Origin of the sequence: Microvirga sp. VF16 (assembly GCF_016864375.1) — a bacterium.
In the GTDB taxonomy this organism is placed as follows: Bacteria; Pseudomonadota; Alphaproteobacteria; order Rhizobiales; family Beijerinckiaceae; genus Microvirga.
The window spans coordinates 1,357,447-1,371,569 of the sequence record NZ_CP069355.1 but is presented as its reverse complement, the minus strand read 5'-3'; the positions used below and the strand labels follow the sequence as shown (position 1 = coordinate 1,371,569).

Sequence of the window (14,123 nt, the reverse complement as noted above, 5' to 3'; positions counted from 1 at the left end):
TGAAATAGCCTGCCATATAATTGTTTTATCTTCAACGGGACGGCATCCTCCCGTTCAAGAATCACGGCTCATGCAAAGGTGGCCGCTCGCAGAATGAGCGCGTCGAGGACGTTCAGCGCACTTTGCGGAAGGCAAAGCAAGGCGAAGCGATGAACACGAATATATCCACGCGCAACACGATGGCGCTCGCCGTCGTCTGTCTGTCCGCGCTGATGGTCGGATTGGAAATTTCCAGCATTCCCGCCATCCTGCCGACCTTGGAGCAGGTCCTTCCCGCTGATTTTCAGCAGCTCCAGTGGATCATGAATGCCTACACGATCGCGATGACCGCATGCCTCATGGCCTCAGGTGCCTTGGCGGATTGTTTCGGACGCAAGCGCATCTTCATGGCGGGCGTTGTCGTTTTCGGGGGCGCGTCACTGGCATGCGGATTAGCACCCAATGCACCGCTCCTGATCGCCGCGCGGTTTGTTCAGGGCATTGGCGGAGCCGCAATGGCCGCCTGTCAAATCGCTGTCCTCTCTCAGCAGTTCCGTGACGGGCGGGATCGTGGGATGGCCTTCAGCTGGTGGGGGATTGTCTTCGGTAGTGGCTTGGGGTTCGGCCCGCTGATCGGTGGGCTGACCGTGGCGCTCTTTAGCTGGGAATGGGTGTTTCTGGTCCATGTCGGGGTGGCGGTGATCACGCTCGTTCTCGCTCAGGTCTGTGTCACCGAGTCCTCAGATCCCCACGCCGTCCGCATCGATCTTGCCGGGATCGTCACTCTGTCGCTGGCTGTGTTCTGCCTCGTCTATCTGATTACACGCGGGCAAGTGCTTCATTTCGGCGAACCTGTTGGGAGCAGCGTTGCGAACCTTGGCGCGGTCAGCTTCCTCGCCTTCATCATCGTAGAGATGACAGTGGCGCGGCCGATGTTCGATTTCGGTGCCTTCCGCAGCCCGAATTTCTCGGGTGCGCTTCTTGGGGCTGCTGGCATGAATTTCAGCTTTTGGCCGTTCGTGATCTATCTGCCGATCTATTTTCAGGCGGGCCTCAATTATGACAGTGTCACCTCGGGGCTTGCCCTGCTTGCCTATACGTTGCCAACGCTGATCGCAGCTCCGTTTGGCGAGAGACTGCTTCTGGACCGAGGCCCGCGGATTGTGATTTCTCTCGGCCTTTTCGCCATCGGTGCGGGCTTCATCCTCATGTGGTTCACCGTGATCGGAGGTCCGGCAAGCGGGATGATGGTGCTGCCGGGCTGCGCTCTCGCGGGCGCGGGAGTCGGTCTGATGAACACGCCGGTGGCCAATACCGCGACAGCATCCGTCCCCGCTGAGCGGGCTGGCATGGCGTCGGGTATGGACATGAGTGTGCGTATGACCGCGCTCGCGATTAACATCGCGCTGATGGGCTTCATCCTGCTCCAGGGCATTCGGTCTGGGATTGAGCAGATTTCGTCTCATAGCGATGTCGGGCAGACGCTTGCCGAGGCGATTGCAGCCGGAAATCTGCGCGTGGCTGAGACAGCCGGGATCCCGCCACACGTGGCGCAGCAGGCGCTGATTCACGGCTTCAGCGGGGTGATGCTCTACAGTCTGTGGTGGGCGTGGGCGCTTTCGGCACTGAGTTTCCTCATCCTCGGCCGACGGACACTCGCCCCAGCGCCCTGAACAAGTTTGTTGCAAGGCTAACCCGCGTCGAGTCCTTTGATTGTCCGGAGGGCTGGAATAGCGAAATCTGTAAAGGCTCGCACGGCAGGCCTCATGAAGCGCACCGAGGGATACGCGAAATAAGCTTCCGTGGGTTTGATCTCATATTCCGGCAGGATGCGGACCAGTGTTCCTGAGGCGAGTTCGTCGTTGACCAAGAGCTGTTGGACCGGACCGGCGGCATGGCCATGCAACAGGGTGGACGCAATGACATCCGCAGAGTTGGTGCGAATCGTCGGCCGGACAGGAATGTCCACTGTGCCTTCCTTCCCCTGAAGGCCCAAGGTATCGCGTGGGGCCAGCCCCGCAGCGCTCGTGATGACGCTGATTTCCGAGAGGCGTTGCAACGTGTCTATTGGTCCGGTCTTTTTCAGGAGCTCGGGCGAGGCGACCAGAATGCGCCGGATCACGCCGAGACGCCGGATGATCAAATCCTGATCGGCTGGCCGGCCGTACTTGATGGCGAGGTCGAAGTTCTCGTAGATCAGATCGATCTCGCGGTTTTCCAGAACCAGATCGACCGTCACGGCCGGATGGAGCCGCTGAAACTCCATGACGATGGGATGCAGATGCTTTGAGCCGATACAAGAGGGAGCATGAAGGCGAAGCTGCCCCTCGATCTCGCCCATATCACGGCGCACACCTTCCAGCGCCGCATCGATCGTCGCCAGAGCTGCGCGGCTTGCTTCGTAGAGAGCTTGGCCCTGCGCGGTCGGACGCGCCGCCTTGGGGGAACGCTCGATCAACCGCGCTCCGACGTGCCGTTCCAGATTGCGCAGGTGTTTGGTGACGGCCGGCTGAGAAACCGCAAGGTCTCTGGCGGCCGCCGTCACGGAGCCGCGTTCGACGGTTCTGACGAAGGCCCGCAGGGCGACGGCAATGTCCATGTTGTTCCTATCGGTTATGCATCCCATAACGCCATAACACATGGACATAGGATCTGCCACCGTGCTCATTCTCGCAGCATCGAATGATCATGCGAGGGATGGCAGAGGATGGCATTGCAGAGACGACAATTTCTGATCGGCGCGCCTTTGGCACTGGCCGGGTGCGCAACTCAGCAACAGGCCAAGCGCGCGGTTCTCACCCCCCAGGCCGATCCCTCCTATCTCTCCATGTATGCCGCTATAGACACCGAGCCCTTCCCGGTTCCGGCTATCGATCTAGAGCGTGTCAAACCGCAATTCTTGCGCCGAGAAGTGGCCCACCAGACGGACAAGAAGCCCGGGACGATCGTTGTCGATCTGGCCGCTCGATACGCCTATCTTGTGATGGAGAACGGCCGTGCGCTCCGTTATGGCATCGGAGTTGGCAAGCAGGAGGCGTTCAACTTCCAAGGCGAGGCGACGATTGCCCGCAAGGCCGAATGGCCGGGTTGGCGCCCCACGCCTGACATGATCGCACGAGAACCGGAGCGCTATGGCCCCTTGAAAGATGGTCTGCCCGGCGGAGCTGGAAATCCCCTCGGACCCCGGGCCCTGTATCTCTACAGGAACAATCAGGATACCTATTATCGGCTCCATGGCACGGTTGAGCCGTGGACGATCGGGACGATGGTGTCGTCCGGCTGCATCCGATTGCTGAATCAGGACATTATGGACCTGTATCGGCGGGCCCCGGTGGGAACCAAGGTCGTCGTCTTGCCCGCCAGCGCGGCATCGGCGTGACGCTAACGAACGTCTCGAATTCCCTTAGTGTCGCGATAAGCGCAGCGCGATCGTTGACCTCTGGTATGAACCGCCTATCATTCAGGCAGGGCCGTGCAGCCCGCCGCTCGCTCCTCGGGGAATGGTGAATGCACAACCGTCATGGTTTGACCCTTGTGGGCGGCCGTCAGCAACGCGAGCACTGACATTGATCACGCCCCGGAAAGGGATTGAACCATGGATGCTCTCGCTCGCTCGAAATCTATGGCCAAAGCGTTGCGGAAAGCTTTGGCCCAACATCAGATAGAATTGCCGCACAGTGCGTGCCTTGAGATCGTCGCTCGCCAGTTCGGCTTTTCTGATTGGAATATTCTGAAGGCAGCGTTCGACAATGCGATGTCGCTGTCGTTCACAATTTTCGTCAAGCACGGTCGCGAGCGGGAAGCCGCCTTGTTTTACGAAGCCGCACTTGGCGCGGTGCAGACAAAAGCCCATCATCTTCACGAGGGTGAGCTGATGGCAGTGGACATGCAGCTTGGTGATCGGACGATCTCGATTTGTGGCTCTAACCCTCATCGCGAAGCTGAGCCATCACGCGGCGGTCCCTTCTTTCTGAAGGAAAACGGTTCAGGAAGCACGATTTTCCGCCTGGAGGTGCGGGATGCGGCCGCTGTGTTAAAGACGGCTGTTGCTGCCGGAGCCACCATTCGCAATAGGCTTGAAGTTGCCGATGACGGTCATCGCGTCGCTGCGTTCTTCGATCCTTTCGGGCACGTATGGGCCCTGCATGAGAGGGACGTGGCCATGAATCGGCAGGCCGCATAACAACACGGCCAGTCCTTGTCGCAAAACTCGGTCACGAAATTCTGTCTTTTGCGCCCGAGTTTTGCGATAGAAAGCTCCCTCATTGTTCAGCGCCGCCGATTTGGTCGCGAAACGTAGGATTTTCGGGACAAAGACATGCAATCTGTTCCTGCCGCGCCGGGCTGCCAGCGGGGCAAACCGCCCCGCTGAACACTTTATTTGTCAGAACAGGTCGCGGCCGTCGCTCCTCGGATCGCTGTTTATTTGATGAGCGATATAAAGATCGCTACGGGCCTTTCGCCGCCACGGCCGCGCAGGATCCTCTGGATTAGTTCTGATGTCCGCGACAGCGATAGCGGGTAACCCGTTCGCAGGGCACTGCACGGCCCAATGACCATCTGGCGCGGCGATCCCCGACGGAACGGCCGTGCTCTGGGGTGCAAGGGTGGAATAGCTGACCCAATAAGTATTGCTTGCGGCATGCCCCAACACCTCGGCGGCAAATGCCGGAGCATTAGACGGGCTATCTCCAGCTGTCGAGAACAGGACACAATCGACATTAAGCTTCTCGTATTCGATGAATACTTCCGGATAGTGCGCCTCCATGCCGATCGCGCAGCCGAAACGAAGGCCATCCACCTCAAAGGTCACAGGAATCTTCCCCGGCGAGTACATGAACGAGACTTTCGTGTTCGATAACAGGCGCTCATCATAGCGCGTCACCAGCTCTCCACGATCGGATACCACGTAAAGGCTGTTATGCGGCCGGTGCGGCGAGGTGAGCTGATGGACGGAACCGAAGATCGTCCAAAGCTTAAGCTCACTCGCAAGTCTTGTGGTCGCTTCCAGTTCCTCGCGCAAAGCACCCCATTCGAAGCGCGTCCAGTCGGAAGGCCCGATTTCTCTAGGCCCGATTTCGGACATGATTCGTTTATGTGGCCAGCAGGTTGTTCCTTCCGGGAAATGTAAAAGGCGAGCGCCGGCTTTGTGGGCGTCACGCATGAGGCGGCGCAATTCTTTTCCGCTGGCATGAAGCGCCGAACGATCACGGGGATCATTGAATAGCGATGTTTGCGCGACAGCCATCCGTATTGAACGGGCCGCAGACTCGTCCGGCGGCTGGCGAATATGGTGGAGAGCTGCGGTGTAAGACTCGCCGGTTTTGGCCGCGCGAGCACGGACACGGCGTTTGAGATTTCCGTTTTGCGTCATTTGTCAGGTCTTTCATGTCCCGGACGCACGTTCCCCAGCAACCACGCCCGAAACGATCGGACCAAGACAGCGACCCGAGACGGAAGTCCCTTTGCCTCCGTTGAGGACCATGCTGGGGAAGGTCCGAGGAGGTTAGGCGCAGGTCACGCCCGTTTGACGATGTCGGTCCCGTATCGATTCGTCAAGCTGTCGCAAAACGCCCAATCCTGCAACGCGCCCGTTTATTACCGGCACGCGGCATTCATCGATTACGCCGATGCGCGGCAACTTTGGCGGCCAGCCTGGGCGCAGGTTCATCATACGAGACTTCCTCTTTCGTCATCGCACGCCGCCAGGAAGAGCCGAAAGGATTGTCGAACGGGGCGACGCGATCAGGCCAGACCGAATTTTCGATCTCACTGGCTCCGGATTGCACCCAGCCTCTGGCCTTATGGCAGAGCGCCTGCATGACTCCATCCAAGCGTGATGGAGCCGGAACACGCGACAAGATGGGTGGGGGAGCCACGCCGCTGCATTCACTGATGCTTCAACGAGGCAGGATCATTCGTACATGGCGGCTGCCCAGCCGAACTTCCGGCCAAGTCCCTGATCCGAAAACCCTCCCGTCTGTGGACCTGGCCGGGTTCAGGATCTCGATTGCTTAAGCCACTGGAGCCGCTCCAGCGCAAGCCGCACCGTGGTAGCCGCATCGACGCCCTGGATCTGTGGCTTCCTGGCCACAGCTCATACGAAAACGCATTACGAAAGTTTCGCAAACGATTACATATACGTAATTAGACTTCAAAACACACCCCATAATGATAATTTCATTGCGCGGTTCGCAGTTGCCCTGCGGTACCGCTCCTCTGAGGAAAGTCGTTCCTCCCCAACTCAGGCTGCTGGCAACAGCAGCCCCTTTCTTTCAGTGAGACTTTCCTGATGGCCCGCAAGAGTATCACGCGCGCAGATCTGACTGAGAACAACAGGTTTACGTCACACGCGAGCACGCGTCAGACCTGGTGGATCAGGTCCTGGAGACGCTCAGCGCCACTCTGGAACAAGGCGAGAGCGTAAAGCGATGCTCAAGACGATCTTTGCCCAGGAGAATGCTGAAACGGCCAGAGAGCAATGGACTTCGATGGCCGATGCCCTGCGCGAGCGCAGTCCCAAGCTCACCGAGCTGATGGACCGCTCGCGTGAGGAGGTGCTGGTCTCCATGAGCTTTCCGCGCGAACACTGGCCGCAGACGGCGAGATCAAGCGGCGTGCGGATGTGGTGGGGATCTTCCCCAATGACCGGGCAGTGATCCGGCTCGTGGGAGCGCTGATGCTGGAGCAGAATGACGAGTGGGCGGTGAGCCGGCGCTACATGTCGCTGGAAAGTCGGAGCCTGCTGAGCGATGATCCCGTTCGCAGGCTGTCGGCCATGACCGCCTGAGCAACTCGGCTCAGCCGAAGACTGGCGCTCTTACACCACGCCACGGGGCACGATCTTCCGCTGATGGGACTGCAGGTGCGCGTGATCGACCCGCAGACTGCGTCGAATACATTGGAAGGCCTCCACCTGCGAAGACCATCATGCGGCGAACTGGTGTCGACCGCGAAGACAACCGTGCCCCCGGCAAGCAACCATCACTGGCGCCAAGAAGAACAAGCAGCGCGTCGCAATACCATCTGTTCGTGATCCGTCGACCGATCGGCAATGGCATCGTCGAGCAATTTCGATAAAGGACTTGATCAAGGGGCTGCGATTAGACAACCCCATCTGAACACTTAGGAGCCTTTCGCATAGCCGGTGCGGACGATGCCGTGGCGTTGCAGCTTGTCGTAGAAGGTCTTGCGCGGGATGCCGAGCGCTTCGATCGTGGCCTTGACGTCGCCAGCATGGGCCGCAAGCGTCTGGCGGATCTGCTCGGCCTCGTAAAGCTCCATGCGCCGCGGCAGGGAAAGCCCCGCGCCACCATCTGCCATGGCCTCGCCGGATGTGGTGGGGCCGGGGCTTTCGATCAGGCCGAGCACGAAGCGTTCGGCGAAATGGACAAGCTCGCGTACGTTCCCGGGCCAGTCATGCGCAAGAAGATAGCGCCGCGTTTCAGCGGCCACAGGCGGCGGCTCGATGTGGAAGCGCTTGGCGGCGCGGCTCAGGAAATAAGCAAAGAGCAGCGGAATGTCCTCGCGGCGCTCGCGGAGTGGCGGAATCGCTACCGTCACCACATGGAGGCGGTAGAACAGATCCTCGCGGAACTCGCCGCGCGCCGCCGGATCGCCAAGATCGACCTTGGCGGCGGCGACCACGCGCAGGTCGAGCGGGCGCACCTCGTTGCTGCCGAGCGGGGTGATCTCGCGCTTCTCGAGCACGCGCAGGAGCTTCACCTGGGCCGAAAGCGGCATGCTCTCGATCTCGTCGAGAAACACCGTGCCGCCACTTTTATCAGGATAGTACGGCTTCCGCACATAGAAGCGGAAGCCGGCATCCAAGTTTCGCATGCGATGGGCGGAGCTAGAATCGTAGCGCCTGTGTTGAAAATCACTGAATTGGCAGTCCCCCGGGAACGAATTCAGTCACCTTTCGACAAGGCTGAGCTCGCAGCGTGCCGCATTCGGGAGCGGGCGCTTGGGCCACGGCTCCGGGGATTACGGGAAGGAGAATTTTCGAAGGATACTTCTCCGAGTGATAGACCCTGTTGATAGACGGGCTACCGGCAGGAATGCTGCCGATATTGGGGTGCGGAATAGGATTGGGGGCACCGATGGTTAGCTCGATGCTGTGCCCTTGCCGGACAACGTGAGCGATCGGTGACAGCAACGACATCCTTACCTCGTAGATGTTACCTGGTACGAGTTTCTCAAATTTCCGAAATAAGGGAACGACTTCGTCCGCATGTGACCGCGCTTCGTCGACCGCGCGAAGCGAAGTGCGCAGCAGGCCCGATTGGAGGAAGAGGACATTGCCGTCAGGATCGACGTCCTTCAATGTTAGTTCGAGGTCGGCGTCATCTCCGTGGTCGATACTGAGATAGAGCGTGACTTCCGGGTTTCCAAGCAACACCATGTCCGAGGCAGCCGGGGCCGTTCGGTAATTCAACACCCCTTTGGAGTATGGCTGGATCGCGAATTGCTGATTGCTCCCGTAGAGTTCCGCTCCCGTCGGGTAGATGTAGGCGCGCGGTCCTTCCGTCGGGCGATCTGCCGGTTTGTCAGGCGAGATCTTGGCATCGGCCGTGAGATAGTAGGGACGACGCTCGACCGTCGGTTCTGGCCAGGTCTTGTGATGTGTAACCCAACCGGCAACCGATTTCTTAGCATCTCCGTTGGGCTCCCGAACGTCCCAAAATACGGTCACCGGCAATTCGTTGTCTACGCCGTTCTCAACGCCCTTCACCCAACGGTCTAAGAACTTCATCCGCTCAGAGTCGACAAGGCTATAGCCTCGCGGCCCGGGGCCGGCGATACCGTGATCACCGTTCATCAGGACAAGTTTTTTGTGCTTCACGTCTGGTATTAGCTGAGTAAATAGCCGGGTGCTTTCCCTGGCGGCGCCGCCGTAGGTGTCCTGCCAGGAGGCAATAAGCATAGTGGGCACATTGACCTTCCCGGCGACCTTCGCGGTGGCAAGGTAGGCCGATTCCCACCATTCATCCTTCAGTGGATGCTTTCGAACCTCGTCAATAAATGAACGTTTGACGACACGTTTGTCGCTCTGACGAATCGCGGCGCACTCCTTGTCGCCCTGGCTGATCCGCCACTCCGCGCCTCGAACTTGAACGCCGAACTCCGAGTTAAGCGCCCATCCTGCCGTGGAATCCAGCTGCATCATTCCGCCGAGGTGGAGCCAATCCTCGTAGCCATCCTCGACGCCGCTCGCCACGATGGCTCTCAAATGAGGAGGTTGCTCGGCAGCGACCCAGACCTGAAGCGTGCCGGCGGATGAATTACCGATCATTCCGACATTCTCGTCGCTCCAGGGCTGCCTTGAGATCCATTCGACCACCTCGGCGCCATAACGCCCCACTTTGTGGTCAAAGCCATCGACCCAATAGTCGATCACACCTTCCGAGCAACCCGTTGCGGGAAAGTTGGCGCCAACGAAAGCGTAGCCAGCGTCGAGAAATTCCTTCGCGGTTTCGAAAGATGTCGCACCTCCTGTATATGGCGAATAGAAGAAAACGGTCGGATAGCGGCCGGTTTTTGGGCGATAGGAGATATAGGCGATGCGCGTTCCGTCCTTCATAGGCACATAGGCGATATCGCGCACCACGTCAGCTTCAGAAAAATCCGATTTTTTTGCTGTCGTGGCAGCTTGCCCAGCACTGACCACAAAGCTTGCTAAGACTAATCCGCACGACCAATTTAAGACGTGACGTTTCATAGACGTTTCTCCTCCAGTTCCCGTTCCTACTTCATACGCGGTACGCAACAGGCATCGCCTGAATCTTAACTCTGCAACATAAACTTTCGGATACGGCTGTCGGCCGGCGCATCTTTCAGTTCATCAGCGTTCATGTCATTTACGATGTGTCCGTTCTCCATCATGATGACGCGGTCGCTGACGCGGCGAGCAAAGCGCATCTCATGGGTGACGATGATCATCGTCATGCCGTCGCGGGTGAGACTTTCGATGACCTGCAAGACTTCACCGACCAGTTCTGGATCGAGTGCCGATGTGGGTTCATCGAACAGCATGATCTCCGGGTTCATTGCAAGGGCACGTGCGATCGCGATACGCTGCTTTTGACCTCCAGATAGCTGGTGGGGATACTTGTTTGCGTGAGTGGCCATGCCAACACGCGCCAGATGGGTCATCGCTGCTGTGCGCAGTGCTTCCTTGTCGCGGTTGCCATGATAGCGCGGGCCGAACATGACGTTTTCGAGAGCAGTCATGTGCGGGAAGAGATTGAATGACTGGAAAACCATGCCGAGGCGAGTGACGCGGTCATGGAAATCGGAAGCAACCCGGTAGCCTTTGTCGCCTGCCCTGATCCAGTCGACGCCATCCAGCGTGATACGCCCAGCATCGATATCCTGCAAAGCGTTGATCGTGCGGATCAGGGTCGTCTTGCCGGAGCCGGACGGACCGATGATGCTGACGACTTCGCCCTTGCAGACTTTGAGTGACACATCTGCCAGCGCGCGTTTGTCACCGAAATTTTTGCGAACATTGTCGAGCTCTACGATGACCTCCTGTCCGATGCAACGCTCATTCGTCGTTCTGCTGGACAAAGCGCTCGCTGGTGCGCGGATTTCCGCGCCCGTCATGCGTGTGATGTCGAGACGGCTTTCCAGGCGCGACAAGAAGAAACTGAAGACCGATACAACAAATACATAGTAGAACGACACAGCAACGAGCGTCTCGATGACCATGAAGTTCCGGGTATAGAGCCGCTGTCCCACGAGCAGGATTTCAGCCAGCGAGATCACGGAGACCAACGAAGTCAGCTTGACGATGGTGATGAATTCGTTGCCGAGCGCGGGCAACGCAACCCGGACTGCCTGCGGGAGAATGATATATCTGTATTTGCCGACCGGACGGACGCCGAGGGCATGGGCGGCTTCATGCTGGCCTTGATCCACCGAAATCAGACCTGCACGGTGAATCTCGGCCAGATAGGCGGTTTCTGAAATCACGAGTGCTATCAACCCGGCCCAGAACGGCACAGACAGCACCGGCCCAAGCGACGGCATGAACTGCGGCAAGTTGTAGACGAAAATCAGCAGCACCAGCAATGGCAAGCTGCGGAACAGCCAGATATAGGTCTTGGCGAACCACCGCAGGGGACGCAGTGAGGATTGACGCGCCAGCGCGAAAAGAAAGCCGAGTGCCGTTCCGATAACCCAGGTCAAAAGACCGAGCCAGGCGACCAGCGCCGTGGCACGCCAAAAATCAGGGTACAGCGCAAGGCTGAAGAGATAGTTCCAGTCGAAGTTCATGGGCCGGGCGTTTCCAAAAGCGGCGGCGCCCCTGCGTCGCACAATTATGTCTCAAGGGCCGGCAGGCGGATGGTGAAGCCTGCCGCACGCAACTTGATTACTGGGCAATAGCGGCCCTGAATTCGGCTTCACTCGATTTGGCAACACCGTATTTGGCGAAGAGACCTTCATAATCCGCATCACCATCAAGCTTGGCCAGAGCTTCTCGCAGGAAGGTTGCCAATGGCTCGTTGCCCTTCTTCACGCCAAAGCCGACAATCACAGGGTAAAGCTGCTCGGTTGAGGTTATTTTCAAGCGGCCCTTCAGCTTTTCGGCCGCATCGGCCAGCACTGCGGAGTTCTCCAACTGAGCATCAACACCACCGGACATTACGGCCTGAGTGACTTCGGGAGAGGTTGGGAACTCGCGTGAATCGATCGGATTGCCGGCACAGACCGTTTGATTCAGCTTTTCAAGTTCTGGAATCCATGCCGCTCCCTTGATCGAGCCCACCCGCTTGCCGCACAGCTCTTCCGGCTTGGCGAACCCTTGGCCGCGGCTCGCCGAAACGGCGATAGAAACGCCTGTTTTCATATAAGGAACATAGTCGATCTGCTTCGCGCGCGTAGGTGTGACGTAAAGTGTTGAAGCGATGACATTGAACTGATTACCAGAGACGCCCAGAATGAGATTCTCGAACCGCGTATCAAGAAAAGAAACGTCGCTGCCGGTTCTCTTGCCAATCAGCTTGATCAATTCGACATCGAAGCCGGCGGGCTGATTGGCTTTATCGAGATAATTATAGGGCGGGTAAGTCAGGTCTACGCCGATCCGCAGCGTTTCAGCCTGGGCGCCCGTCAGCGCTGCAATCAGAAGTATGGTGCTGGCTAGACTTTTCTTCATGGACTGCTTCTCCCTTATTGCCCGCATAATTGTTGAACAATTTGCAGAAAGCAACCCCACAAATGCAGAAATCTCTGTCACTATCCTCGCTGGTGAAATCAGCTGGCGCGTGGCGTTCAAGAAAAACGCCTTATAGAAAGCGGATGACCTAACGATTTCAATATATTAATAAATTTTTTTCGCTTAATATGGAATGGATCCCTTTAAGCGGCCGCGCATGGACGATGAAGAAGTTTAGATATCGAGTTCATATTGACAGTGCAGAGTCCGTATTATTGACAACTCAAGATCTTAAAGAGTGGCTTTTTCGCTAAAGATGGTCAGAGAGGACACGTATATGCGCTACAATTTGCGCCTCCATGGGTTAATGTTTGCCATGTCGCTATTGTTCAACAAAAGACAGGAACAAGGACATCAGCGTGACCAATCTTAATCGACCCCTTGTCCTGGCCCAGACGACAGCCGGGTTGCTTCGTGACAAGATCCTTCGTGGTGAACTGGCGCCGGGCACACCTCTTCGCGAGGTATCCTGGGCCGAGGCCTTGAACGTTTCGCGGAACACGTTACGCGAAGCGCTCCGCGATCTGGTGGCTGAAGGATTGATTGAACATCGCGCCCATCACGGCGCGACTGTTCGGGCATTGAACGCCGCCGAAATCAGGGAAATCTATGCCATTCGGTTGACGCTTGAGTTGCGCGGGGTGACCTGCAGTGCCTACGCTTTATCCGAAGCAATGACAGAGTTGGTCGAACGGGTTGAAGCAGTCCAGCGCGCGGCTCTCGATCAGGACTGGCAACAATGTGGCACGGCATCGCTAGAATTCCATCGCCAGATCGTCAACTTCATTGGCAGCCCGCGGTTGAATGATGTTTTCGCAACCGTTGCGGCACAAGCTCGTCTCGCATTCTCGCTGGCTCCAGATGCTCGCCGGTTTCAGGAGCCCTGGGTAGCGCGCGATGTGGAGATTTGCGGAATGCTCTGTGATGGCGACCGCGTCGGTGCGAGCCGCGCGCTTGAGCTGTATCTGCAAGAATCTGAACGTGTGGTGCTGGAGGCCGCCCGTGCCCAGAACTTACCCCGCCCCAGCAAGAATTTACCGCCTGCGCCGGGCAGCACGCCCGTTCTCACCAATACGGAGACGAACAGGGATGAAACCCCGGCTTCCTCTGCACCCCGGAAGGCCGCGGCAGGCCTTGGGCGGCGGACACAAGAGTGATTCTTGGACAGTCGTTCTGGATCCCTGACGAGGCAGTTCTGCGGGCGAACCGACCGTCTCGATAGCCCACTCATCGCCTTCTGCGTTGGAGTGCCGCAAGCACCGCCCGTTCCGACTTGAGGAGATAGGCCTCCAGCTGCGCAACTGCGGCCGGAATGGCACCCTCCTCGAGCGCGCGCACAAGAGATGCGTTCAGCTCGATATAGGGCTCGTGGAGATGAGCCGTGTCTTCCAGCTGCCCGAAGACAAGCCGCAGTTCGGCGAGCACCAGGTCGAAGCAGGCGCTGAGCCGCGGGCTGTCGCAGAGCTCCACCATGGCGCGGTGGAATTCCATGTTGATCGTTCCGACCTGCCGCCAATCTCCGACAAAGCCTCTCTCCCTCCCCTGCTTGGCCAACCGTCGCATGCGCGCGAGGGCCGGATGCCCTCTGCTCGCGGCGTGAACAGCGCCCTTCTGAATCACCGAGCGCACGCGATAGATATCGATGACCGCGGCTTCGTCCGGCGCGACGACAAAGACCCCACGATTGGGAATATACTTTAGCAGCCTTTGGCTTGTCAGCAGGCGGAATACCTCTCGCAGCGTGTTGCGCGAGATGCCGAACCGGAAGGCAACCTGCTGCTCCGAAAGCTTCTGGCCCGGCGCGAACTCGCCCGCGATCAGCAACTCGCGCATGGTGGCGGCCACGGCTTCCGCAAGGGACTGGTCATCGGTTCCCACAGTCGTTTGGTTCGTCATCAATGGCCCTGCAGGCTCGAGGTCC

At 58.3% G+C, this 14,123-nt stretch carries 10 protein-coding genes and 2 pseudogenes; 5 read left to right on the top strand and 7 right to left on the bottom strand.

The features are described 5' to 3' along the window. The first annotated feature begins 149 nt into the window (after nt 1-149). The gene (locus tag JO965_RS32030) at nt 150-1,652 is read left to right on the top strand and encodes an MFS transporter (RefSeq protein WP_203444899.1); all 1,503 of its coding nucleotides are present in this window, start codon (nt 150-152) and stop codon (nt 1,650-1,652) included. A gap of 17 nt (nt 1,653-1,669) precedes the next feature. Here JO965_RS32030 and JO965_RS32025 read toward each other — a convergent pair whose 3' ends face one another. Beyond that, complete coding sequence (locus JO965_RS32025; RefSeq protein ID WP_203444898.1) at nt 1,670-2,578, bottom strand: LysR family transcriptional regulator; 909 nt, start codon at nt 2,576-2,578, stop codon at nt 1,670-1,672. Between the two features lie 108 nt (nt 2,579-2,686). Here JO965_RS32025 and JO965_RS32020 point away from each other — a divergent pair, with 108 nt between their 5' ends. Then, a complete protein-coding gene (locus tag JO965_RS32020) occupies nt 2,687-3,358 on the top strand; it encodes a L,D-transpeptidase (protein ID WP_203444897.1) in 672 nt (223 codons plus the stop codon). 216 nt (nt 3,359-3,574) lie between these two features. After that, complete coding sequence (locus JO965_RS32015) at nt 3,575-4,162, top strand: glyoxalase superfamily protein (RefSeq protein WP_203444896.1); 588 nt, start codon at nt 3,575-3,577, stop codon at nt 4,160-4,162. Nucleotides 4,163-4,363: 201 nt separating this feature from the next. On the opposite strand, the gene JO965_RS32010 is transcribed toward JO965_RS32015, so the two are convergent. Beyond that, a complete protein-coding gene (locus tag JO965_RS32010) occupies nt 4,364-5,353 on the bottom strand; it encodes a carbon-nitrogen hydrolase family protein (RefSeq protein ID WP_203444895.1) in 990 nt (329 codons plus the stop codon). 1,054 nt (nt 5,354-6,407) lie between these two features. Here JO965_RS32010 and JO965_RS32005 point away from each other — a divergent pair. Continuing rightward, nucleotides 6,408-6,769 (top strand): annotated as a pseudogene (locus JO965_RS32005) (transposase); the annotation flags it as partial. Between the two features lie 335 nt (nt 6,770-7,104). Here the strand turns inward: JO965_RS32005 and JO965_RS32000 are convergent. The 4 genes and pseudogenes from JO965_RS32000 to JO965_RS31985 form a co-directional block, all read right to left on the bottom strand. After that, nucleotides 7,105-7,758 (bottom strand): annotated as a pseudogene (locus JO965_RS32000) (sigma 54-interacting transcriptional regulator); the annotation flags it as partial. 100 nt (nt 7,759-7,858) lie between these two features. After that, nucleotides 7,859-9,700 carry a CocE/NonD family hydrolase gene (locus JO965_RS31995; RefSeq protein WP_203444893.1) on the bottom strand — a complete coding sequence of 614 codons (1,842 nt, stop codon included), beginning with the start codon at nt 9,698-9,700 and terminating at the stop codon, nt 7,859-7,861. 65 nt (nt 9,701-9,765) lie between these two features. After that, nucleotides 9,766-11,259 carry an amino acid ABC transporter permease/ATP-binding protein gene (locus tag JO965_RS31990; RefSeq protein WP_203444892.1) on the bottom strand — a complete coding sequence of 498 codons (1,494 nt, stop codon included), beginning with the start codon at nt 11,257-11,259 and terminating at the stop codon, nt 9,766-9,768. 97 nt (nt 11,260-11,356) lie between these two features. Further along, nucleotides 11,357-12,262: a transporter substrate-binding domain-containing protein gene (locus tag JO965_RS31985; protein WP_246776981.1), complete on the bottom strand. Its 906-nt coding sequence runs from the start codon at nt 12,260-12,262 to the stop codon at nt 11,357-11,359. Nucleotides 12,263-12,609: 347 nt separating this feature from the next. On the opposite strand from JO965_RS31985, the gene JO965_RS31980 reads away from it, so the two are divergent. After that, a complete protein-coding gene (locus JO965_RS31980; protein ID WP_246776980.1) occupies nt 12,610-13,359 on the top strand; it encodes a GntR family transcriptional regulator in 750 nt (249 codons plus the stop codon). Nucleotides 13,360-13,429: 70 nt separating this feature from the next. On the opposite strand, the gene JO965_RS31975 is transcribed toward JO965_RS31980, so the two are convergent. After that, entirely contained in the window at nt 13,430-14,098 is a 669-nt protein-coding gene (locus JO965_RS31975) for a GntR family transcriptional regulator (RefSeq protein WP_203444891.1), read from the bottom strand. Nucleotides 14,099-14,123 lie beyond the last annotated feature (25 nt).